General features: G+C 71.9%; 16 protein-coding genes and 1 pseudogene. 7 read left to right on the forward strand and 10 right to left on the reverse strand.

Features of this window, described 5'->3' with window-relative positions:
- Positions 1-33: 33 nt before the first annotated feature.
- The 8 genes and pseudogenes from AC5L3X_RS27600 to AC5L3X_RS27635 all read right to left on the reverse strand — a co-directional run.
- Complete coding sequence (locus AC5L3X_RS27600; RefSeq protein WP_494860725.1) at positions 34-1,023, reverse strand: TerC family protein; 990 nt, start codon at positions 1,021-1,023, stop codon at positions 34-36.
- Positions 1,020-1,508, reverse strand: a complete 489-nt coding sequence (locus tag AC5L3X_RS27605; RefSeq protein ID WP_494860727.1) for a hypothetical protein — start codon at positions 1,506-1,508, stop codon at positions 1,020-1,022. The genes AC5L3X_RS27600 and AC5L3X_RS27605 overlap by 4 nt, the downstream gene beginning before the upstream one ends.
- Positions 1,508-2,914, reverse strand: coding sequence for an Nramp family divalent metal transporter (locus tag AC5L3X_RS27610; protein WP_494860729.1), 1,407 nt, complete (start codon positions 2,912-2,914; stop codon positions 1,508-1,510). The genes AC5L3X_RS27605 and AC5L3X_RS27610 overlap by 1 nt, the downstream gene beginning before the upstream one ends.
- 154 nt (positions 2,915-3,068) lie before the next feature.
- Entirely contained in the window at positions 3,069-5,186 is a 2,118-nt protein-coding gene (locus AC5L3X_RS27615; protein WP_494860731.1) for an acetate--CoA ligase family protein, read from the reverse strand.
- 1 nt (position 5,187) lies between these two features.
- Positions 5,188-6,411 (reverse strand): formyl-CoA transferase, encoded by a 1,224-nt coding sequence (frc, locus tag AC5L3X_RS27620; RefSeq protein WP_494860732.1) that lies wholly within the window; start codon positions 6,409-6,411, stop codon positions 5,188-5,190.
- 12 nt (positions 6,412-6,423) lie between these two features.
- Complete coding sequence (locus tag AC5L3X_RS27625; RefSeq protein WP_494860734.1) at positions 6,424-8,094, reverse strand: thiamine pyrophosphate-binding protein; 1,671 nt, start codon at positions 8,092-8,094, stop codon at positions 6,424-6,426.
- 58 nt (positions 8,095-8,152) lie between these two features.
- Positions 8,153-8,683: a molybdopterin-binding protein gene (locus AC5L3X_RS27630; RefSeq protein WP_494860736.1), complete on the reverse strand. Its 531-nt coding sequence runs from the start codon at positions 8,681-8,683 to the stop codon at positions 8,153-8,155.
- Between the two features lie 64 nt (positions 8,684-8,747).
- Positions 8,748-9,176, reverse strand: a pseudogene (locus tag AC5L3X_RS27635) (hypothetical protein); the annotation flags it as partial.
- On the opposite strand from AC5L3X_RS27635, the gene AC5L3X_RS27640 reads away from it, so the two are divergent.
- From AC5L3X_RS27640 to fdhD, 5 genes are read left to right on the forward strand one after another with little or no spacing between them, the layout of a single operon-like run.
- Positions 9,091-10,068, forward strand: coding sequence for a 2-dehydropantoate 2-reductase (locus AC5L3X_RS27640; protein WP_494860738.1), 978 nt, complete (start codon positions 9,091-9,093; stop codon positions 10,066-10,068). The pseudogene AC5L3X_RS27635 and the gene AC5L3X_RS27640 sit on opposite strands and share 86 nt — an antisense overlap.
- A gap of 38 nt (positions 10,069-10,106) precedes the next feature.
- On the forward strand, positions 10,107-12,035 hold the full coding sequence (locus AC5L3X_RS27645; protein WP_494860740.1) for a molybdopterin oxidoreductase family protein: 1,929 nt from the start codon (positions 10,107-10,109) through the stop codon (positions 12,033-12,035).
- A 4-nt stretch (positions 12,036-12,039) separates the two neighbouring features.
- Positions 12,040-13,821, forward strand: coding sequence for an NAD(P)H-dependent oxidoreductase subunit E (locus tag AC5L3X_RS27650; RefSeq protein ID WP_494860742.1), 1,782 nt, complete (start codon positions 12,040-12,042; stop codon positions 13,819-13,821).
- A complete protein-coding gene (locus tag AC5L3X_RS27655; protein ID WP_225262325.1) occupies positions 13,821-14,660 on the forward strand; it encodes a 2Fe-2S iron-sulfur cluster-binding protein in 840 nt (279 codons plus the stop codon). The genes AC5L3X_RS27650 and AC5L3X_RS27655 overlap by 1 nt, the downstream gene beginning before the upstream one ends.
- On the forward strand, positions 14,653-15,516 hold the full coding sequence (fdhD, locus tag AC5L3X_RS27660; RefSeq protein WP_494860744.1) for a formate dehydrogenase accessory sulfurtransferase FdhD: 864 nt from the start codon (positions 14,653-14,655) through the stop codon (positions 15,514-15,516). The genes AC5L3X_RS27655 and fdhD overlap by 8 nt, the downstream gene beginning before the upstream one ends.
- Positions 15,517-15,588: 72 nt before the next feature.
- Here the strand turns inward: fdhD and AC5L3X_RS27665 are convergent, their stop codons facing one another.
- Both AC5L3X_RS27665 and AC5L3X_RS27670 read right to left on the reverse strand, forming a co-directional pair.
- Entirely contained in the window at positions 15,589-19,056 is a 3,468-nt protein-coding gene (locus AC5L3X_RS27665) for a hypothetical protein (protein WP_494860746.1), read from the reverse strand.
- A gap of 41 nt (positions 19,057-19,097) precedes the next feature.
- Positions 19,098-20,354, reverse strand: a complete 1,257-nt coding sequence (locus AC5L3X_RS27670) for an FAD-dependent oxidoreductase (RefSeq protein ID WP_494860747.1) — start codon at positions 20,352-20,354, stop codon at positions 19,098-19,100.
- A 177-nt stretch (positions 20,355-20,531) separates the two neighbouring features.
- Here AC5L3X_RS27670 and AC5L3X_RS27675 point away from each other — a divergent pair, with 177 nt between their 5' ends.
- Together AC5L3X_RS27675 and AC5L3X_RS27680 are read left to right on the forward strand one after the other, a co-directional pair.
- Positions 20,532-21,464 carry an HNH endonuclease gene (locus tag AC5L3X_RS27675; RefSeq protein ID WP_494860748.1) on the forward strand — a complete coding sequence of 311 codons (933 nt, stop codon included), beginning with the start codon at positions 20,532-20,534 and terminating at the stop codon, positions 21,462-21,464.
- Positions 21,465-21,537: 73 nt separating this feature from the next.
- Positions 21,538-22,515, forward strand: a complete 978-nt coding sequence (locus AC5L3X_RS27680; RefSeq protein WP_494860749.1) for an aldo/keto reductase — start codon at positions 21,538-21,540, stop codon at positions 22,513-22,515.
- The last annotated feature ends 77 nt before the right edge of the window (positions 22,516-22,592 follow it).

Genomic DNA, 22,592 nt, shown 5'->3' on the forward strand with positions numbered 1-22,592 from the left:
GTGGGCAGGAGCCGACGCCCCCGCCCACGGCGGTCAGCCCTCCACCGGCTCCGACACCTCGGCCTTCTCCGCCGCCGCGGCGCTCCTGGCGTCGCGGGCCGACTTCCGCAGGCTCAGCACCGTGGTCACGGCGAGAGTGCCGAGGATGACCCCGAGAGACACCAGGATCGGGATCCGCGGCGCCCACGAGACACCGTCGTGGTGCAGCGCCTCCAGCACCAGCTTGACGCCGATGAAGGCGAGCACCACCGACAGCCCCTTGCTCAGGTAGACCAGCCGGTCGAGCAGGCCGCCCACGAGGAAGAACAGCTGCCGCAGCCCCATCAGGGCGAAGGCGTTGGCGGTGAAGACCAGGTAGGGCTCCTTCGTCAGGCCGAAGATGGCCGGGATCGAGTCCAGCGCGAACAACAGGTCGGTGGTGCCGATCGCGACCATCACAATGAGCATCGGGGTGACCATCCGCCGGCCGTGGTGCACCGTCAGGCGGGCGCCGTGGTAGGTGTCGGTGGTCGGCAGCACCCGCCGGATGGCGCGCAGCGCGACGTTCTCCGAGAACTCCGCCTCCTCCTCCTCGTTGCCGATCAGTTTCCACGCGGTGTAGACGAGGAAGGCGCCGAAGACGTAGAAGAGCCAGTCGAAGCGCGACACCGCCTCCGCGCCCGCCGCGATGAACACGCCCCGCATGAGCAGCGCCAGGACGATGCCGACGAGCAGCACCTTCTGCCGATACTCGTACGGCACCCGGAACCTGCTCATGATCAGCAGGAACACGAAGAGGTTGTCCACGCTGAGCGAGTATTCGGTGATCCAGCCGGCGAAGAACTCCCCGCCGTGCGCCGGGCCCGACAGCGCGAGCAGGCCGATGCCGAACAGCACCGCCAGGCCGACGTAGAACGACACCCAGGCGACGCACTCCCTGAACGACGGCGCGCGCGGGTTGCGGGCGACCAGGTAGAAGTCGAATGCCAGCACCACGCAGAAGCCGCCGATCGTGGCCAGCCACACCCAGGCGGGCAGGTTCACCGCCGCGCTCCCTTCCTCCGGCTCAGGACCTGGGCGTGCCGGACGTAGTGGTCGAGCAGCTCCGCGGCGTGCGGGTTGTCCCCCGCGCGGTGGAGCAGCCAGTGCGGCATGAGCCGCTCATGCAGCCAGATGAAGCCGATCGCGAAGCCCAGGCTGACCATGGCCTGGAACCCCAGGAAGGGCAGCACGCCGTCGGCCAGGCCGACCCCGGCCACGCTCTCCTGGAACAACCGGGACAGCGGGTAGGCCGCCATCCAGTAGAGGCCCGCCGGCCCGAAGGTCCCCGGCCGGAACACGCCCCGGCCCAGCAGCACGCCGTACAGTCCCCCGAACAGGGCGAGGGGTGCGGCGAGCACCAGCGCCGAGAGCGCGGCCAGGCCGGCGGACTGCCCCGCGAGGAGGGTCAGCCCACCGGCCATGGCACCGGCGACGGCTCCGATCGACGCCCCTGGCAGGGCGAGTTCGAGGCTGTGCCGTCCGATCATCAGCCCACGACCACGCCGAAGGCGAACAGGCTGTAGAACAGCATGCCGAGGTAGAAGAACGCGCCAAATCCGATGATCACGTTCGTCCACCACCTCGGCCTGATCGGTTTGGGCAGCATGCGGTTGTTGACCAGCAGCAGCGTCACGCAGTAGGCGCCCATCGCGAAGGTCGACAGGAACGCCAGCGTGTCCAGGATCCCGCTGGGCCCGTCGGCCGGGCCGAACAGCAGGATCAGGATGCCGAAGATGATCACCCCCCACAGGAAGCCCGCGTACAGGTGGGACATGCGCAGCTTCTTGGCGCCCTTGACGAAGTTGTACGTCATGTCGGCCTGGCCACGCGAGAAGGAGTCGAACAGCCCCAGTGTCGCGTTGAGCCCGATCAGCGCGATGAACCCGAGGAAGATCATGCCGAGCACCGAACTGCCCACCGAGGAGACGGCGTCCGACATGGCGCCGAGCGCCACCTCGCGGTCGTCTCCCTGGACGGCCGTGCGGACGGCGGGGTTCTGCCGCACCGCCGCCTGGGCGATCACCGTGAAGGAGATCGTGACCAGCATGGTGATGCCCCAGAAGAGCAGCAGCGCGTCGAAGGTGACCCAGCGCCGCCAGCCCTTCCACTTGGCCATCTCGGCCGGGTCGTCGGTGTCGAACATGAAGCCGCGCGCCGGCATGGCCTCCTCTTCGCCGGCGTGCCGCAGGCCCCGGATGCGCGGGATGTGCACGCCCATGCCGGCGCCCGAGTCACGCAGGTGCAGGGTGTACCACATCTGCTGCATGCCCGAGGGCCCGGCGAAGGCGCACGCGCCGACGATGACCGGGAACCAGGCCGCCGACATCGCCTCGGGCGGCAGGTAGCCGAAGGCGAACATGCCGGTGATCGTGGAGACCACGTCGCTCCAGGAGCCGACGAGGGAGGCGACCACCGAGGTGCTGATCACCAGGACGCCGATGAGCAGTGACAGGACCTTCTCCAGCACGCTGTAGATCACCTTGGTCAGGCTGAAGATCACGCCGACCAGGATGAGCCCGACGACCGCGGTGGCCACCCAGGGGATGCCGGTGATCTCCTCGAACGCCGCCGCCCCGGCCGATAAGTGACCCGGCCAGATGTAGACGGCGATCGCGACGACGAAGAAGAACCACATCAGCGGCTTGAACACGCGGGCCGCCCCGGAGAAGATGCTCTCGCCCGTCGCCATGGCGTAGCGGGCCATCTCCAGCATGACCACGGCCTGCAGCGTCACGCCGATCAGGAAGAGCCACCGGATCTCCGGGCCGAACAGCAGCACCAGCCGGGGCCACATGTACGACTCGCCCATCCCGACGCCCAGGGCCACGAGGAAGACGGTGGGCCCGAGGATGTGCACCGAGGGAGGCGCGTCAGGGAGCTTCCTGATGGGCATCGGCTCAAGCCGGCCCGCTTTCCACACTCGTTCGTCCTCCACCGGTGGCGACGCCGCCACCGGTGGCTTTGATGTGTCCACTAAAGGACCTCCTGGGGGTTGTTGGTTCTTCTGCGCCCCGATGCGCCCCCTCGCCTGAACTGTGCCCTTGGCTCTAGCGCAGCAGTCCGGCGGCTCTGGCCCAGCGGTACTTCGCACCGAGGACCGCTACGGGCTTCTCCGTCGTGTACGGATAGGCGACCACACCATGCTCGAACAGGTACTCGCAGGCCTCCTCCACCTCGGTGTCCCCGGCCAGCGAGGCCACGACCGGCTTGGTGTTGCCCTTGGCCCGCTCCTCGGCCACCACGCGGGAGACCAGCTCCGCGAAGACCATGGGCGGGGTCACGATCGTGTGCCAGTAGCCGAGGACGAGCGCGTGGATCCGCTCGTCCGACAGGCCCAGGCGGACCGTGTTGGCGTAGGTCGACGGCGGTTCGCCGCCGGTGATGTCGATCGGGTTGCCGGCCGCGCCGAAGGGCGGGATGTACGCGCGGAACGCCTCGTCCAGATCGGGCGGGATCTCCATGAGCGTCAGCCCGGCGTCGACGCAGGCGTCGGAGAGCAGCACGCCCGAGCCGCCGGCCCCGGTGATGATGACCACGTTCTCGCCCTGGGGGGCGGGCATCAGCGGCAGCGCGCGGGCGTACTCGAGCATGTCGTTCAGGCCGGGCGCCCGCACCACGCCGGCCTGCTTGAGGATGTCGTCGTAGACCTTGTCGTCACCGGCCAGGGCGCCGGTGTGCGAGCCGGCGGCGCGCGCGCCCATCGCGGTGCGCCCCGCCTTCAGCACGATGACCGGCTTCTCCTTGACCACCCGGCGGGCCGCCTCGACGAAGCCGCGGCCGTCCTTGAGGTCCTCCAGGTGCATGGCCACGGCGCGGGTGTTGTCGTCCTGCTCGAAGAAGGTCAGCAGGTCGTCCTCGTCCACGTCGGCCTTGTTGCCGACGCCGACGATCGCCGAGACGCCCATCTTGGTGGTGCGGCTGAAGCCCAGGATGGCCATCCCGATGCCGCCGCTCTGCGAGGTCAGCGCGACGCCGCCCTTGACGTCGTACGGCGTGCAGAACGTCGCGCAGAGGTTCTCCGGCGTGTAGTAGTAGCCGTAGATGTTGGGGCCGAGCATGCGCACGCCGTGCCGGCGGGCGATCTCCACGATCTGCCGCTGGCCCTCGACGTTGCCGGTCTCGGCGAAGCCCGAGGGGATCATGATCGCGCCGGCCACGCCCTTGCGCCCGACCTCCTCCAGCGCCGAGGCGACGAACTTGGCGGGGATGGCGAAGACCGCCACGTCCACGTCGTAGGGCACGTCGGACACGCTCCGGTAGGCGGGCAGCCCCATGATCTCGGGCGCCTTCGGGTTGATCGGGAAGATCCGGCCCTGGTAGCCGCCGTTGATCAGGTTGCGCATGACCGAGTTGCCGATCTTGCCCTCCTCTGCGGAGGCGCCGATCACGGCGACGGAACGCGGCTTGAAGATCCGGTTCATCTTGGCCAGGATCTCCTCGCGCGAGGGGCGCTCGCGCTCCGGCTCTGGCTCGCCGACGATGACGCGCACGTCGGCGGCGACGGCTCCGCCGGCGCTCGCGAAGACCGGGTTGAGGTCGATCTCGGCGATCTCGGGGAAGTCGGCCACCAGCCGGCCGACGTTCTCGATCAGCCCGGCGAGCGCCTCCCGGTTCGCGGGCTCGGCGCCGCGCACGCCGCGCAGCACCTCCGCGGCCCTGATGTCGTCCAGCATGCCGAGCGCCTCGTCGCCCGTGAGCGGGGCCAGCCGGAACGTCACGTCCTTGAGCACCTCGACCAGCACCCCGCCCAGGCCGAACGCGACGACCTTGCCGAAGGTGGGGTCGGTGACCGCGCCGACGATCACCTCGTGCCCGCCGCCGACGAGCTGCTGCACCTGGACGCCCTCGATCCGGGCGCCGGGGTCGTGGGCGCGGGCGTTGGCGATGATCGTCTCGTGGCCGGCGGCGACCGCCTCGGCCGTCTTCAGGCCGACCAGCACGCCGCCGGCGTCGGTCTTGTGCAGGATGTCCGGGGAGACGATCTTCAGCACCACCGGGAAGCCGATCTCCCCGGCGATCCGGGCCGCCTCCTCGGCCGACGTGGCCAGCCCCTCACCGGGGGTCGCTATGCCGTACGCCTGGCAGAGCACGCGCCCCTCGGGGGCGGTCAGGGCCGTACGCCCCTCGGCCCTCGCCTTCTCCAGGACCTCGCGGACCGCGTCCATGTCAGATGACTCCGTTCGTCTTGAGCTCGGACAGCTCCGCGACGCTGACGCCGAGGGCTCCGTAGATCTCCTGGTTGTGCTGGCCGAGCAGCGGCGGCGTGGTCACCTCGACCGGCGAGTCCGACAACTGCAGCGGGCTGCCGACGGTCACGAACTCGCCGCGCTCCGGATGCTCGACCGCGACGACGATGCCCTCCTCGCGCAGGCTCTCGTCCTCGACCAGCTCCTTGGTCGACAGGATCGGCCCGCACGGGACGTTCGCGGCGTTGAGCCGGTCGAGGACGGTCCACTTGTCGTGGCGGATCGTCCACTCCTCGATGAGCTGGAACATCTTGTCCAGCTTGGTCAGCCGGGCCTCCGGGGTGGCCCACTCGGGGTCCTCGGCCAGCTCGGGGCGGCCGATGATGGCCGACAGCGGCTGCCAGCCGACGGGCTGGACGATCACGTAGATGTAGTCGTTGGGCCCGCCTGGCGCGCAGCGCACCGCCCAGCCGGGCTGGCCGCCGCCGCTGGCGTTGCCCGAGCGCGGCACCTCGTCGCCGAACGTCCGGTTCGGGTATTCGCGCAGCGGGCCGTGCGTGAGCCGCTGCTGGTCGCGCAGCTTGACCCGGCACAGGTTGAGCACCGCGTGCTGCATGGCGACCTGCACCCGCTGTCCCCGGCCGCTCCGCTCGCGCTGGTAGAGCGCGGCCAGGATGCCGGCGACCGCGTGGATGCCGGTGCCCGAGTCGCCGATCTGCGCGCCGGTGGCCAGCGGCGGGCCGTCCTCGAAGCCGGTGGTCGACATCGAGCCGCCCATCGCCTGCGCGATCACCTCGTACGCCTTGAATTTCGCGTAGCGGCCGGTGCCGAAGCCCTTGATCGAGGCGTAGACGAGGCGCGGGTTGAGCTCCTGGAGCCGCTCCCAGGGAAAGCCCATCCGGTCGACCGCGCCGGGGCCGAAGTTCTCCACCAGGACGTCGGACTCCTTCACCAGCTCGGTGAAGATCTCCTTGCCCCGCTCGCTCTTCATGTTCAGGGTGATGCTGCGCTTGTTGCAGTTGAGCATCGTGAAGTAGAGGCTGTCGACGTCGGGGACGTCACGCAGCTGCTGGCGGGTGATGTCGCCCGCCGGGGCCTCCAGCTTGACCACGTCGGCGCCGAGCCAGGCGAGCATCTGGGTGCAGGACGGGCCCGACTGGACATGGGTCATGTCGAGGACGCGGACACCTTCGAGAGCCTTCACAGCCGCCTCTCCCTACTTGTACATGGTCTGGTTCATGGTCCCCGGGGCGTACACCTCGGGATCGACCCACACGTTGATGAGCGAGGGCTTGCCCGACTCGCGGGCCCGCTGGAGCGCCGGGGCGATCTCGGCCGGGTCGCGCACCTCCTCGCCGTGGCCGCCGAGGAGCTTGGCGAACTCGCCGTAGCGGATGTCGCCGAGGGTGTTGCCGACGCGGGCGCGCTCCTGGCCGTACTTGGCGGCCTGGCCGTACCTGATCTGGTTCATCGAGGAGTTGTTGCCGATGACGCCGATGAACGGCAGGTTGAAGCGGACCATGGTCTCGAAGTCCCAGCCGGTGAGGCTGAAGGCGCCGTCGCCGAACAGGCAGAGCACCTCCTTGTCCGGCCGGGCCTGCTTGGCGGCCATCGCGAAGGCCATGCCGACGCCCAGGGTGCCGAGCGGTCCGGGGTCCATCCAGTGGCCGGGCGACTTGGGCTGCACGACCTGGCCGGAGAAGGTGACGATGTCGCCGCCGTCGCCGATGTAGATCGTGTCCTCGGTGAGGAACTCGTTGATCTCGTGCACGAGGCGGTAGGGGTCGATCGGGGAGGAGTCGGACAGCTGGCGCGGCAGCCGCTTCTCGTAGGCCCTGGCCTCGACCGCGCGCAGCTCGTCGATCCACTCCTTGCGCCGGGCCGCCGCGCCGTCGATCCGGCCGCTCGCCGCCTGGGCCGCCGCCGCCAGGATGAGGCCGGCGTCGCCGACGATCCCCAGGTCGATGTCCCGGTTCTTGCCGACCGTACGGTAGTCGAGGTCGATCTGGACCACCGTGGCGGTGGGCGACAGCCGCTTGCCGTAGCCCATCCGGAAGTCGAACGGCGTGCCGACGATGATGATCAGGTCGGCCTCGGTGAAGGCGTGCCGCCTGGACAGCTGGAAGTGGTGCGGGTCGCCCGGGGGCAGCGTGCCGCGGCCCGAGCCGTTCATGTAGGCCGGGACGTTCAGGGCGCGCACGAACTCGATCGCGGCGTCGGTCGCGCGGCAGGTCCAGACCTGGTTGCCGAGCAGGACGCACGGCTTCTCCGCGTGCGCCAGCAGGTCGGCCAGCCGTTCGATCGCCTCGGGGTCGCCCTGCTGGCGGGTCGAGGCGCGGTAGTGGCCCTGCTTGGGGATGCGCGCCCGCTCCACCGGCACTTTCGCGTCCAGCACGTCGCGCGGGATCTCCAGGAAGGACGGCCCGGGCGCCCCGTGGTAGCACTCGCGGAAGGCCATCGAGACCAGGTCGGCCACGCGTTCGGTGCTCGGCACCGTCGCCGCGAACTTGGTGATCGGGCTCATCATGTCGACGTGCGGGAGGTCCTGCAGCGAGCCCATCTTGTGCTGGCTCAGCGCTCCCTGGCCGCCGATGAGCAGCATCGGGCTCTCGGCGCGAAACGCGTTGGCCACGCCGGTGACCGCGTCGGTGGTGCCCGGCCCGGCCGTGACGACCGCGCAGCCGGGCCTGCCGGTGATCCGCGCGTAGCCGTCGGCGGCGTGCGCGGCGACCTGCTCGTGGCGTACGTCGATGACCTCGATGCCCTCATCGACACAGCCGTCGTAGATATCGATGATGTGGCCGCCGCAGAGCGTGTAGATCACGTCCACGCCCTCCGCCTTGAGTGCCTTGGCTACAAGATGACCACCGGAGATCGTTTCCGACATCGTGCCAACCTTTCGGGCGAGTGTCTTCCGCATACTGCATACCGTATGAAGGCAATGGTTACCCTCTCGCGAACGGCCTGTCTAGACCTCCGGGCAAGTCGAGAAGCTCCACCGGCTCGCCGTCCCAGCCCGGCGGCACCACGGCCAGGGCATCCGCCAGCGCGGCGCCCCAGAGCGATCCCGGCCGGTCGTGCCCGACCGGTACTGCTCCCCCGCCTGTCCGCCGCACCGCGACCAGCCGGGTGTCGTGCGGGTGCGCCCTGACCGGTCCGGCCAGGGCGGCGCTCTCGCGCCCGCGCTCCGTACCGGTCAGCCGGTCCAGCACGGGCACCAGCAGCGTGAGCGCCGCGCCGAGCGCGGCGTAGGGGTTGCCGGGCAGCCCTGCCACCAGCGGCCCGCCCGGCAGCCGGGCCAGCAGCTGCGGATGCCCCGGGCGCACGGCCACCCCGTCCACCAGCGTCTCCGCCCCGAGGTCCGCGAGCACCGCCCGCAGGTGATCGGCCGGCCCGCGCGACGACGCCCCGCACACCACCACCACCTCGCCGCACCCCGGCGACGCCCCGGCCTCCGCGACGGTGACGGGCGCCACGGCGGGTGCCGCCGGGGACCGGGGCGCCGGTGGCGATCTCCACCGCCTCCCCCGCCCGTAACGGAGCGTCGTGGGGTCTGCCCCCGGCGAGGACCCGGCCGACGATCCGCCACGGCGGCGCCCCGGCGACCGCGTAGCCGTCCATGGCCGCCACGTCGGCGCCCGGCACGGCGACCAGCGCGCGCAGCGGCCCGGCCAACCGGCATCCCCGCGCCTCGGGCAGCGGCACCTCGACCGCCTCGGCCGCCTCCCCTGGCCGCGCGGCGGCGGCCGCGATCCGGCCGGGTGAGGGTGGTCCGGGGCGCAGGTGGGGTCCGGGTCCGGCGACAGTCACGGGCGGCTCCTTGACCGGCATTTTTCCATACTGTATACCGAATGCACAATACGACGCGAGAACGGAGCGGAGCGTGAAGGTCGCTGTTCTTGGCGCCGGCGCCATCGGCGCGTACGTGGGAGCCGCCCTGCACAGGGCGGGAGTCGAGGTGTCCCTCATCGCGAGAGGCCCCCACCTGGAGGCGATCCGCACGTCCGGCGTGCGGGTCCTCAGCCCCAGGGGCGACTTCACCGCCCACCCCCATGCCACCGACGACCCGCGCGAGGTCGGGCCGGTGGACCACGTCTTCCTGGGCCTCAAGGCGAACGGCTACGCCTCGGCCGGCCCCATGATCGAGCCGTTGCTGCACGAGGCCACGAGCATCATCGCCGCGCAGAACGGCATCCCGTGGTGGTACTTCCACGGCCTGAAGGGCCCCTACGAGGGCTATCGCATCGAGAGCGTGGACCCGGGAGGCGCGGTCACCGCCGCGCTCCCGCTGGACCGGGCGATCGGCTGCGTCGTGTACGCCGCCACCGAGATCGAGGAGCCGGGCGTGATCCGGCACCTGGAGGGCACCCGCTTCTCGATCGGCGAGCCGACCGGCACGCCGACCGGGCGGTGCGCGGAGTTCAGCGACGCCGCCGTGGCGGGCGGCCTGAAGTGCCCGGTCGAGTCCGACCTGCGCCGGGACATCTGGATCAAGCTCATGGGCAACATCGCGTTCAACCCGATCAGCGCGCTGTCCAGGGCCACCATGGCCGGCATATGCCGTCACCACGGCGCCAGGGAGCTGGTCAGGGCGATGATGCGGGAGACCGTCGAGGTGGCCCGCAACGTCGGCTGCGACCCCGGCATCTCGATCGAACGCCGCCTGCGCGGCGCCGAGAAGGCGGGCGAGCACCGCACGTCCACGCTCCAGGACCTGGAGAAGGGCAAACCGATGGAGCTCGACGTGCTGCTCGCGGCGGTGGTCGAGCTGGCGGACCTGACGGGCGCGAAGGTGCCCACCCTGCGCGCCATCCACGCGGTGAGCGACCTGCTCAACGAGAACCTTGTCCGTACCGGATAGATACACATACCGTAGTCTGTATACAGAATGGAGGGCTCATGAGCTATGACCGCCTGACCCATCCACTGGTGCGCGAGAACGGCGAGTTGCGCAGAGCCACCTGGGACGAGGCGCTGGAGCGCGCCGCCGAGGGCTTTCGCCGCAACGTCGCCGAGCACGGTCCCGACTGCTTCGCGATGCTGTCGTGTGCCCGCTCCACCAACGAGATGAACTACATAGGCCAGAAGTTCACCCGCGTGGTGATCGGCACCAACAACGTCGACTCCTGCAACCGCACCTGCCACGCCCCGAGCGTGGCCGGTCTGTCGGCGGTGTTCGGCAGTGGTGGTGGCACCTCCTCCTACCAGGAGGTGGAGGACACCGATGTGATCCTCATGTGGGGCTCGGCGGCGCGCAACGCCCATCCGATCTTCTTCCACCACGTGTTGAAGGGCATCCGCAACGGCGCCCGGATGTTCGCGGTCGACCCCCGCCGGACCGGCACGGCCCAGTGGGCCGACCGCTGGCTCGGGCTGAACGTCGGCACCGACATCCCGCTGGCCCACGCGGTCGCCCGGGAGATCATCCACGCCGGGCTGCACAACCAGGCGTTCATCGAGCGGGCCACGACCGGCTTCGAGGAGTTCCGGGCCTCGGTCGAGCCGTGGACTCTGACCACCGCCGAGCAGGTGACGGGCGTCCCCGCCGAGGCGATCCGCGAACTGGCCCACGCCTACGCCCGCGCCGACCGCGCGCAGCTGGTCTGGACGCTCGGCATCACCGAGCACCACAACGCCACCGACAACGTCCGGGCGCTGATCAACCTGGCCCTGCTCACCGGCCACGTCGGCCGCTACGGCTCCGGCCTGTCCCCGTTACGCGGCCAGAACAACGTGCAGGGCGGCGGCGACATGGGCGCCATCCCCAACCGGCTGCCCGGCTTCCAGGACCTCCTCGACCCCGGCATCCGCGAACGCTTCGAGCGGGCCTGGCAGAGCCCGATCCAGCCGCGCTACGGCCGCAACCTCACCCAGATGCTCGACGGCATGGCCGAGGGCGAGGTCACCACCTGCTACCTGATCGGCGAGAACCCCGTCCAGTCGGAGGCCGACTCCCTCGCCTGCGTCAAGCGGCTGTCGATGCTCGACCACCTCGTCGTCCAGGACATCTTCCTCACCAAGACCGCCCAGATGGCCGACGTGGTGCTGCCCGCCAGCGCCGCCTGGTGCGAGGCGGAGGGCACGTTCACCAACAGCGAGCGCCGGGTCCAGCGGGTGCGCCGGGCGGTGACCCCGCCGGGCGAGGCCCGCGACGACATCGAGATCCTCTGCGAGCTGGCCCGCCGGCTGGGCCACGACTGGCACTACGACGGCGCCGAGGAGGTCTGGAACGAGCTGCGCGCCCTGTCGCCCGCGCACACCGGGATGAGCTACCGGCGGCTGACGGAGTTGCAGGGCATCCAGTGGCCGTGCCCGTCGGAGGACACCCTCGAACCGCCCTTCCTGCACGGGCGCCTCTGGGACGACGACCCGGTCCGGCGCGGCATGCCGGCCCCGTTCGCGGTCATCCCGCACTCGCCGCCGGTGGACCTGCTCGACGAGGAGTATCCGCTGCGCCTCACCACCGGCCGCCGGCTCGACTCGTACAACACGGGGGTGCAGTCCTCCGGGTTCGCCTCGCCACTGCGCCGCGGCGAGACCATCGAGCTGTGTCCCGAGGACGCCGACCGGCTGGGGCTCGTCGCGGGCGAGGAGGTGCGCATCACCTCCCGCCGCGGCTCGGTCATCGCGCCCGTCCACATCGACCCCGCCCTGCGGCCGGGGCTGGTGTTCATGACGTTCCACTTCCCGGACGAGGTCGACACCAACGCGCTGACCATCGAGGCCACCTGCCCGATCGCGGGCACGGCCGAGTTCAAGGCGGCCGCCGTGCGGGTCGAGAAGCTCGCCCGCGGCGCGGAGACGCTCAAGCCCGTTCAGGCCGGGTGACGCCGTGGACCTGAGATTCCGCGACGCCGAACCCACCGCCGAGGAGCGCGCGGCGGTCGACGCGCTGCTGGGGCCGCCCGCGACCGCCTGGGACGGCGGCGCCCGGACCGCGACCGACCTGCGCTTCGCCGCCCGCGCCGAGCCCGCCCGTGACCTGCTGCTGCCCGCGTTGCACGCGGTCAACGACCGGGTCGGCTGGATCAGCGAGGGCGCGCTCGACTACATCTGCCGCCGCCTGACCGTCCCGCCCGCCGAGGCGTACGGGGTGGCCTCGTTCTACTCGCTGCTGGCGCTCGAACCCCGTCCCCCGCGCGTGCTGCACGTCTGCACCGACCTGGCCTGCCAGGCCAAGGACGCGCAGGACGTACGGCGGCGCGTCGAGGAGCGGCTCGGCGCGCCGGGCGGCTCCTGGCAGCCCAGCCCGTGCCTCGGCCTGTGCGAGCGGGCCCCGGCCGCGCTCGCCCTCACGGCCGGCGAGTCCCCGGCCGCGACGGTGTACGGCCCCGCCGACCCGGACGTTCTCGCGGACGCCGCCGCGCCGGCGGAGCCTCCGGTGGAGGCAGCGGTGCCGCAGGCCAGGCAGCCCGGCCTGGTGCTGCTCCGGCGCATCGGGGTGGTGGACCCGGCGAGCCTCGACGACTACCGGGCCAGTGGCGGCTACGCGGCCCTGCGCAGGGCCTTCCGGCTCGGCCCGGCGGGTGTGATCCGCGAGGTTCTGGAGTCGGGCCTGGTGGGGAGGGGCGGCGCGGCCTTCCCGACGGGCCGGAAATGGGACGCCACCGCCCGCCAGCCCGACCATCCGCACTACCTGGTGTGCAACGCCGACGAGAGCGAGCCGGGCACCTTCAAGGATCGCGTGATCATGGAAGGCGACCCGTACGCGCTCATCGAGGCGATGACGATCGCCGCCTACGCCACCGGCTGCGCCAAGGGATACCTCTACATCAGGGGCGAGTATCCCCGGGCGACCCGGCGGCTGGAGCACGCGATGGCGACGGCCCGTACCCGGGGCCTGCTCGGCGCGGACATCCTCGGCCAGGGCTTCTCCTTCGACATCGAGCTGCGCAGAGGCGCCGGGGCCTACATCTGCGGCGAGGAGACGGCCATCTTCAACTCGATCGAGGGCTTCCGGGGCGAGCCGCGCAGCAAGCCGCCGTTCCCGGTGGAGAAGGGCCTGTTCGGCAAGCCCACGGTCGTCAACAACGTGGAGACGCTGGTCAACGTGCTGCCGATCCTGGAGCACGGCGCCCAGGCCTACGCGGCGACCGGCACGAAGGACTCCACGGGCACCAAGCTGTTCTGCGTCTCGGGCAACGTCGACCGGCCGGGCATCTACGAGCTGCCCTTCGGCGCGACGTTGCGGGAGCTGCTGGACCTCGCCCGGCCGGAGAGGCCGCTCAGGGCGGTGCTCCTCGGCGGCGCGGCGGGGGCGTTCGTGACGGACCTGGACATCCCGCTGACGTTCGAGGGCACCCGGCAGGCGGGCGCGACGCTCGGGTCGGGCGTGGTGCTCGCCGTCGACGACACCGTGGACCTGAAGAGCATGCTGCTGCGGATCGCGGAGTTCTTCCGCGACGAGTCCTGCGGCCAGTGCGTGCCGTGCCGCGTGGGCACCGTACGCCAGGAGGAGGCCCTGCACCGGCTGTCCGGCCGGGTCGACCAGCGCGACCTGGTGCTGCTGCGCGAGGTCGGCCAGACCATGCGGGACGCCTCGATCTGCGGCCTCGGACAGACCGCGTGGAACGCGGTGGAATCAGCCATCGACCGCTTGGGGGTGTACAAGTGATCCCGCTGCAGCCGCCCCGCCGGCTCGTCGACGTCCAGATCGACGGCGAGACCGTACGGGTGCCCGAAGGCTCGACCATCCTCGACGCCTGCGCGGCGGCCGGGAAGGACGTCCCGACCCTCTGCCACGGCGACACGCTCACCCCGAAGAACGCCTGCCGGGTGTGCGTCGTCGAGGTCGAGGGGGCGCGGACGCTGGCTCCCGCCTGCTCGCGGAAGGTCGAGGCCGGCATGTCCGTCGGCACCGGCACCGAGCGGGCCAGGCAGAGCCGCAAGGTGGTGCTCGAACTGCTCGGCTCGTCGGTGGACCTGTCGACGACGCCGCGCGCCGCCGAGTGGATCGAGGAGTACGGCGCCGAGCCGGACAGGTTCGGCGACGACGCGGCCACGGTCGAGCAGCCCGTCAAGGTGGACAACGACCTCTACGTGCGCGACTACGGCAAGTGCATCCTGTGCTACAAGTGCGTCGACGCCTGCGGTGACCAGTGGCAGAACACCTTCGCCATCGCGGTCGCGGGCCGGGGCTTCGACTCGACGATCTCCACCGAGTTCGACGCCCCGCTCACCGACTCGGCCTGCGTCTACTGCGGCAACTGCGTCGAGGTCTGCCCGACCGGGGCGCTGTCGTTCAAGTCGGAGTTCGACATGCGCGCCGAGGGCACCTGGGACGAGTCGCGGCAGACCCAGACCACCACGATCTGCAGCTACTGCGGGGTCGGCTGCAACCTGACCCTGCACGTGCAGGAGAACAAGATCGTCAAGGTGACCTCGCCGCACGACAACCCGGTCACCCATGGCAACCTCTGCGTCAAGGGCCGCTTCGGGTACGGCTATGTCTAGGGTCACCGTGCGGCGGCTGATCATGCGGATCAGGGAGGCGGCCCCCACCCACCGGATCGACTCCCTGGCCGCCGAGGAGCCGCTGGAGATCCGGGTCGGCGGGCTGCCGCTGACCATCACCATGCGGACCCCGGGCGACGACTTCGACCTGGCCGCCGGTTTCCTGGTCAGTGAGGGGGCCGTCGGCTCGGCCGGGGACATCGCCGCGATCCGCTACTGCGCGGGCGCCACCCGGGAGGGGCTCAACACGTACAACGTGCTGGACGTGCAGCTCGCCCCCGGCGTCCCGCCGCCGGAGCCGCGCAACTTCTACACCACCTCCTCCTGCGGCGTCTGCGGCAAGGCGTCGCTGGAGGCGGTCCGCTCGGTGGCCCGCTGGAGCGTCCGGGACGACCCGCTGGAGCTGACCCCGGCGACCGTCGCCGCGCTGCCCGACCGGCTCCGTTCGGCGCAGCGGGTCTTCGACCGGACCGGCGGGCTGCACGCGGCGGGCCTGTTCACGGCGGACGGCGAGCCGCTGTGCGTGCGTGAGGACGTCGGCCGGCACAACGCCGTGGACAAGCTGCTCGGCTGGGCGCTGCGCGACGGCCGGCTGCCGCTGCGCTCCACGGTGCTCATGGTGTCCGGCCGCGCCTCCTTCGAGCTGGTGCAGAAGGCGGTCATGGGCGGGATTCCCGCCCTGGCCGCCGTCTCCGCCCCCTCCTCGCTCGCGGCGGAGCTGGCCGCCGAGGAGGGGCTGACCCTGATCGGCTTCCTGCGGGGGGAGTCGATGAACGTCTACACCGGCGAGAAGCGACTGAACGTCACTCCGGGCACCGGAAACGGCTCATCCGGTGCGGTGGTACCCACGGGGTGATGGCGGGATGCCGACCGGCGTGCCTGGCCCCCAGCCGCCGGATCGGCATCCCAACATCCCGCTCCCGTGAGCTCATTCGTCCGCGGTGTGGACGCTGCTCGCCAGGTGGGCCGCCTCGCCCCAGGGGCCGTTGCGCACCCGCCGGACCAGGTCGCGCCAGGGCTCCGCCCAGCCGCTCAGCGGACCGCATCGGCCGGCGAGCGCGATGGCCAGCAGGGCGCCCGTCTCGTTCCGGCCGGCCAGCCAGGCCGCGTGCGGCAGGATCCGGCCCGGGTCGACGCCGGACGCCGACCCGGCGAGGACGCGCCCCGCGTCGACCGCCACCAGAACGCCGGCGGCTCTGTCCACCAGCGCGGCGAGCTGCGCACGGGGATCCGCCCAGTCCACCGAGGCCGCCACCAGCTCGGCCTCCAGGTGCGCGGGGAAGTCGCCGGCGACCTGCCGGACGACCGGCTCGACGGCTTCCCCTCCGGGTGACCGCCGCTCGTACAGGACACCCCGCTCGACGGCTTCCCCGCCGATCGGCGGCCACTCGTCCAGGGTGTCCTGCTCGACGGCCCATCCGCTCGAACGGCGTTCGCGCAGGGCGCCCGCGATCGTGGCCAGCCGCTGGGCCGCCGGACGGTCGCGGTCGGCGCCGGCGTCGGGCTCGCCGGGAGCCGCGGCGAGAGCCCGCACCGTGGCCCGCAACTCCGCGACGCCCGTCCCGGAGCGGGCGCATCGCACCAGCCCTCGCGCCGCGACCCGCCAGTCGGCGGTCCGGGTCAGGTCGCCCGCGATCCCGGCCAGCCGGTCGACGGCGGCGGGCGTGTACCGCGCCCACCGGTCCAGCGCGCCGACCGCCGCCCGGCGCGTGACCGGGTCGTCCGACTCCGCCGCGGCGACGACCAGCTCCGCGTACCGGCTACGGAAACGTCCGGGCAGGTCCAGGGGGTGCGCGCCGAGCACCGGCGCGGCCGGGTCTCCCCCTCCCGCCACCACGTCCGCGAGCAGCGACCAGGCCGCCGGATCGTCGAGCAGCTCCCGGCAGGCCGAGGCGATCGCCGTCCGGACGTCGGGCCCCGCCCCGTCCCACAGCCGCCGCAGCAGGTTCGCGGTGTCCGGCGCCCGGTGGTGGGCGAGCAGGCGGACGGCCTCCTTGCGCGCGGTCACCTTGCCCGTGGCGAGGATCGGGGTCAGCGCCGTCGTCAGCTCGCCGGGCGGCACGAACCGCGCGGCCCTGGCCGCCGCCGACACCGCGACGTGGGCGTCGTCACCGTACGCGCTGTCCAGCAGGAGGGTGAGCGCGTCCCGAGGGTGTCCGGTCCACGGCAGCGCGGTCAGCGCCGCCCGGCGGGTCAGGTCGTCGGGTGAGTTCAGGTAGCGGTCCAGCTCGCCGGACGGGACGGCCGGGATCCGCCCGATGATCTCGATCGCCATGGCCCGCTCGTGGCCGGGCAACTCGGCGTCGTCCGCGATCCGGTGCAGCAGCCGCAGGCACGCCTCCCGCTGCCGCGCCGTCCACCGGCGCGCCGCGGCGCGGCTGACGTACCAGACGCGCCGCATGCCTCTCTGGGTGAAGCGGCCTCGTGGCGGCTGTTCGCCCAGCGCGGCGTCCAGCAGGTCGGTGCGGTGCCAGGCGATCGCCTGGAACACCTCGCGGAGCGTGACCATGGACGGGTCCATCGCCAGCAGTCCGGGCACCCGTTCACCCCGGGTCCGCGGCGGCGCCAGCCAGTGCGCGACCGCCGTCCTGACGCTCCCCTCGCTCCCTGACGTCAGCGCCCGGGCCAGCGCCCGCCGCAGCTCGGGGATCGCGTGACCGCGCCGCCCCAGGGCACCGGCCAGCAGGAAGGTGAGCTCGTGCCGCTCGTGACCGGCCTCCGCGGCCAGGAACGGAGCCACCCGGTCCACCAGCGCCGCCGCCTGGCCGGGACTCAGCACCCCGGACAGGCGGCTCAGGTGGATCCGTCCCGTGTGTCGCGCGAGCCGGGCGAGGGTCCGCAGGGCGAACTCCAGCAGGTCCGCCTCATCCCGGGCGGCGCCGCTTTGCAGCACCTGGCCGGCCAGGCCGGTGAGCGCGTAGTCGGTCCCGCTGGAGCGGTCGCGGGCGGCGAGCGCGCCGTCGACCACCTGTTCCAGCGCCGGCAGGTGCGCGGGCACGAAAAGGCCGGCCGGGATCGCGGCCAGCGCCTCGACCGCGGCCAGCCGCACCGGGTCCTGCTCGTTGCGGAGCCGCCCCAGCGACTCCAGCAGGGCGGTGATCACCTCCGGGTCACGGCTCCGTCCCGCGCACGCGATCAGGTGCCGGTAGCCGAGGGCCCGGTCGCTCCCGTTCGAGCGCCGGGTCGCCGCCCGCAGCGCCGGCTCCGCCTCGCCGTACGGGAGGAATCCGGTCGTCTCCAGCAGGCGGGACGGGCTCTGCGCGACGGGCCTCAGCCGTGCCATCCGGCGCGCCTCGGCGGAGCGACGGTCCAGCGGCAGAAGCTCCAGCAGCGGGCCGGACAGCTCGGCCCGGCCGAGGTCCGTGCCGGCCGTCGCCGCGTCGAACACGGCCTCCCTGCGGCTCGGCGGCAGCGCCCGCAGCAGGTCGGCCAGCCCCTCGTCGCCCTCCCCGGCCACGACCGCCGCCAAGCCCATCCCGGCGTCGCCCAGCGCGCTCAGCAGATCGTCGGCCGACCCCTGATCGTCCTCGCGGACCACGCGTCCCACCTCGCCCAGCTCGGCGTCGGCCAGCGCGCCCAGGCGGTCCCGGACCGCTCTCGACCGGAGCAGCGAGCGCAGCCACCCCGCGCGTCCGGAGACGAGGAACAGGGCGAGCGTGCGGCCGGGATCGGCCTCCAGCAGCCGGGCCACGCACCGCGCCGACAGCACGGGCGTCCAGTACGGCTCCAGCAGCGCGATCACGCGTTCCGGCGCCGCCGGCGCGGCGGCCTCGACGCCCGCGGCGTGCCCCCTCCACCAGTCGTTCCGCAGCTGGTGCGGCAGCTCGGGCAGGACGTTCTCGGCGTGGGCGAGGACCGCGAGCGGGTGCCGCCTGCCCAGGCTCGCCCAGTTGCGCACCGCGTGCGCGAGGCCGTCCAGCTCCGCCGCGACGACCTCCGGGCGGCAGGCGACGAGCAGCCGGGCGGCCTCCCGCTCACCCCATCGTTCGCGGACCTGGCCGAGCAGCCGTTCCGCGAGATCGCTCCGGCCGTGACGCCGGATCGCCCGGTAGGCCGTGCTCCGGGCCTGCGTCGATCCCTCGCGCACGATGCGTTCGACGACCTCGGCGGGAAGACCGAGGCGGACGGTCAGGGTGATGGCGTAACCGGCGACGTCCGGATCCGGGTCTCGCGTCGCCCGGACGACGTGGGCGGTCTCTCCCACCGCCGCGGCCAGGGTCAGGCCGGTGTGCCGTTCGTACGGGCCGCGCTCCGCGAGCTCGTCCAGGATCCCCCGCAGCTCGGGCCGCCCCGCCAGTCGGCGGCCGTGGTGGTGCAGCCGGTGGCGCCGCTCCTGGAAGGGCAGGGTCTCCATCTCGTCGAGCAGTTCGCCCGCGGATCCCGTCAGCTCATGCATGACGCCCGATTATGGCGAGACATCATCACATATGCCGCTGTTTATTGCCGGGCGGCTCCGTGCGCTCCGGTCGCGGGGCGCCTGGCGAAGGACGGGGCGTGCTCGGGCCGCAGGCCGACGCCGATGAGGTAGGCGGGCACGTACGACAGCTGGGGGAACACCCGCAGCAGGGCCAGCAGGGCGCGCGGCGGGCCCTTGCGCCTGCCCTCGATGACCGGCACGGCGAGGACCTGGTGCATCAGCCGCTGCAGGCTCTGCACCAGGAAGGTCGGCAGCAGCCGGCGGGCGTGCACCCCGGCGAGCGCCTCGGGGGTGACCGTCCCGCGCCGCAGCGGCTCGGCGAGCAGCGTCGCGGCGGCCACCGCGTCCTGCACGGCCAGGTTGATGCCGACGCCGCCGAGGGGTGACATGGCGTGTGCCGCGTCGCCGATGCACAGCAGGCCGTCACGGTGCCAGCGCCGCAGCCGGTCCATGCGCACGTCCAGGTGCTTGACGTCGTCCATCGACTCCAGGGCGTCCGTCCGGCCGGCCAGGGCGGGATTGATCCGCGCGATCTCGCGCCGGAAGCCGGCGATGCCGGCGGCCCGCAGCTCGGGATCGAGGCCCTTCCTGGCCAGGTAGCCGATCTGGAGGTGGGTCTCGCGCGGGATCACGACCATGATGCGGTTGCCGCCCAGCATCGGGGTGAGGGTGGCCGCCTCGTCCTCGGGCGTGCGCGGCAGCCGGAACCACCAGACGTCGAACGGCACCGGGAACTCCTTGGCGGGCAGCCCGGCCCGGCGGCGGGCCATCGACCAGCGGCCGTCGCAGGCGATGGTCAGATCGGCGCGGATCTCACCGGTCCGGCCGTCCTCGGTGCGGTAGCGGACCCCGGCGACCCGGTCGTCCTCGCGGATCAGGTCGGTCGCCTCGGTCCGCATCCGCAGGGTGAAGCCGGGCTCCTCCGCCGCCGCGTCGGCGAGCAGCGTGAGCAGGTCCCACTGCGGCACCATCGCGATGTAGGGGTGGCGGACCTTGAGCCGGCGCAGGTCGCCGAAGACGACGCGACGGTTCTCGCCGACGGGAAAGGCGATCTCGTGGATCCGGTTCTGCGGGAGCTTGGCGAACCGGTCGCCGAGCCCGAGCTCGTCGAGCAGCCGCAGCGTCGACGGATGCACCGTGTCGCCGCGGAAGTCACGCAGGAAGTCGCCGTGCTTCTCCAGGACGGTCACCTCGACGCCGGCGCGAGCCAGCAACAGGCCCGACACCATGCCGGCCGGACCTCCTCCGATGATGACGCAGGTCCCCTGACCACTCATCTTCATCACCATATTTCATCATCTGTTGAATAATTCCATCATGCGACCGCGCCTCCCCTCGGTCAACCCCGCACGCCGAACCGGACCGACAGCCCCCACCCACGCGGCGAATCCGCTTCTTCACCCAGCGAGCGAGCGCATCTAGTCAATCTGATCACCAAGTTGCACAATTTCCCCGTGAGAGCGTATGTCGGGGTCACTGACGGCGACTGGTACCGATTCCTGGCCGACCGGCCAATCCTGACCGAGGCCAACTTCTGGCGCCCCTCCGGCCGCACCCGGTTTCGCGCGCTCAGCCACGGCGAGCCGTTCTTCTTCAAGACCCACCATCCGCACAATCGGGTGGTCGGCGGCGGCTTCTTCAACGGCTTCGAGCAACTCAGACTCTCGGAGGCCTGGGACATCTTCGGTGAGGCCAACGGCGCTACCGGGTTACCCCAGATGCGACAGCGGATCAGCCGTTACCGCAAGCAGCCCATCACTCCTTCCGAAGACCCTGTCATCGGCTGCGTACTGATCCGCGACACGCGCTTCTTCGACGTCCCCGCTGCCGAGCCGCCCGACTTCGCCTCCAACATCGTCCAGGGCAAGGGCTACGACCTGGCCCTCCACCCGCACGCTGACTACTTCCACCATCTGATCGCCCGCCTGCTCGACGGTGCCGACCACGTCGACATCGATCTGTCGAAGCCATGGCACCGCGACGGGCCGGTCTTCGGTGATCCCCGACTGACGCCACAGCGCCTGGGCCAGCAGGCATTTCAGGCTGTCGTTCTCAACGCCTATCACCGACGCTGCGCGATCACCGGTCACAGAATCCGACCAGTGCTGCAGGCCGCGCACATCCGGCCGGTCTCCGCCGGCGGTCAGCATCGGGTCGACAACGGTCTGCTGCTGCGTTCGGACGTGCATACCCTGTTCGACCGCGGCTACCTCACCGTCGATCCCGAGCACCGGCTGCGGGTCAGCCCCCGACTACGTGAGGAGTTCGGCAACGGCGAGGAGTTCTACCAGCGCGCCGGCACTCTCATCGCGGTCCCCGACCAGCCGCGTGACCATCCCGATCCGGAGGCCTTGGACTGGCACCTCAGCGAGGTCTTCCTCCCCTGACCCGATGGTGTCCAGCGAGGAGACGGCTTTCGGCGACCGCCTGGGAAGGGCTGTACGGATAGGGTGCTTCGTTATGGAGCAGCGGGTGCTGGGGCGGACCGGACGGCGGGTGGGCGTGGTCGGGCTCGGCGCCTGGCAGCTCGGGGCTGACTGGGGTGACGTGAGCGAGGCCGACGCGTTCGCCACCCTGGAGGCCGCCGCCGACGCGGGGGTGACCTTCGTCGACACCGCCGACGTCTACGGCGACGGGCGCAGCGAACGGATCGTCGGCCGGTTCGCCAAGGGGCGGCCGGAGCTCACCATCGCCACCAAGATGGGCCGCCGGCTGGAGCAGGTGCCCGCCAACTACGTGATGGCCAACTTCCGCGCCTGGAACGAACGCTCCCGCCGCAACCTCGGCGTCGACACCGTCGACCTGGTGCAACTGCACTGCCCTCCCACCCCGGTCTACTCGTCCGACGCCGTCTTCGACGCGCTCGACACGCTGGTCGAGGAGCAGAAGGTGGCCGCGTACGGAGTGAGCGTGGAGACGTGCGAGGAGGCGCTGACGGCGATCGCCCGGCCGGGCGTGGCGACCGTGCAGATCATCCTCAACGCGTTCCGGCTCAAGCCGCTGGATCGGGTGCTGCCCGCGGCCCGCGCGGCCGGGGTGGGCGTGATCGCCCGCGTGCCGCTGGCCAGCGGCCTGCTGTCCGGCCGCTACGACGAGCACACCGTCTTCGCGCCCGACGACCATCGCAGCTTCAACCGGCACGGCGAGGCGTTCGACGTGGGCGAGACGTTCTCCGGCGTCGACTTCGCGACCGGGCTGGAGGCGGTCCGCGGGCTGGCGCCGCTGGTGCCCGAGGGGGCGACCATGGCGCAGTTCGCGCTGCGCTGGATCCTTGACCAGCCCGGCGTCTCCGTCGTCATCCCCGGCGCCCGCAACCCGGCCCAGGCCGCGGCCAACGCGGCCGCCGCGGCGCTGCCGCCGCTCCCCCAGGCCACCCTGGCGGCCGTCCAGGCCGTCTACGACGAGCTGATCCGCCCGCGAGTCCACGACCGCTGGTAAGGGGCACGGCGGACGCGATCTCTTAACAGGCGTCTTTACTCGGTGATGATCGAGGACTAACTTCTGAAGCAGCTCAC

It is taken from the genome of Nonomuraea sp. CX421, from assembly GCF_059358955.1.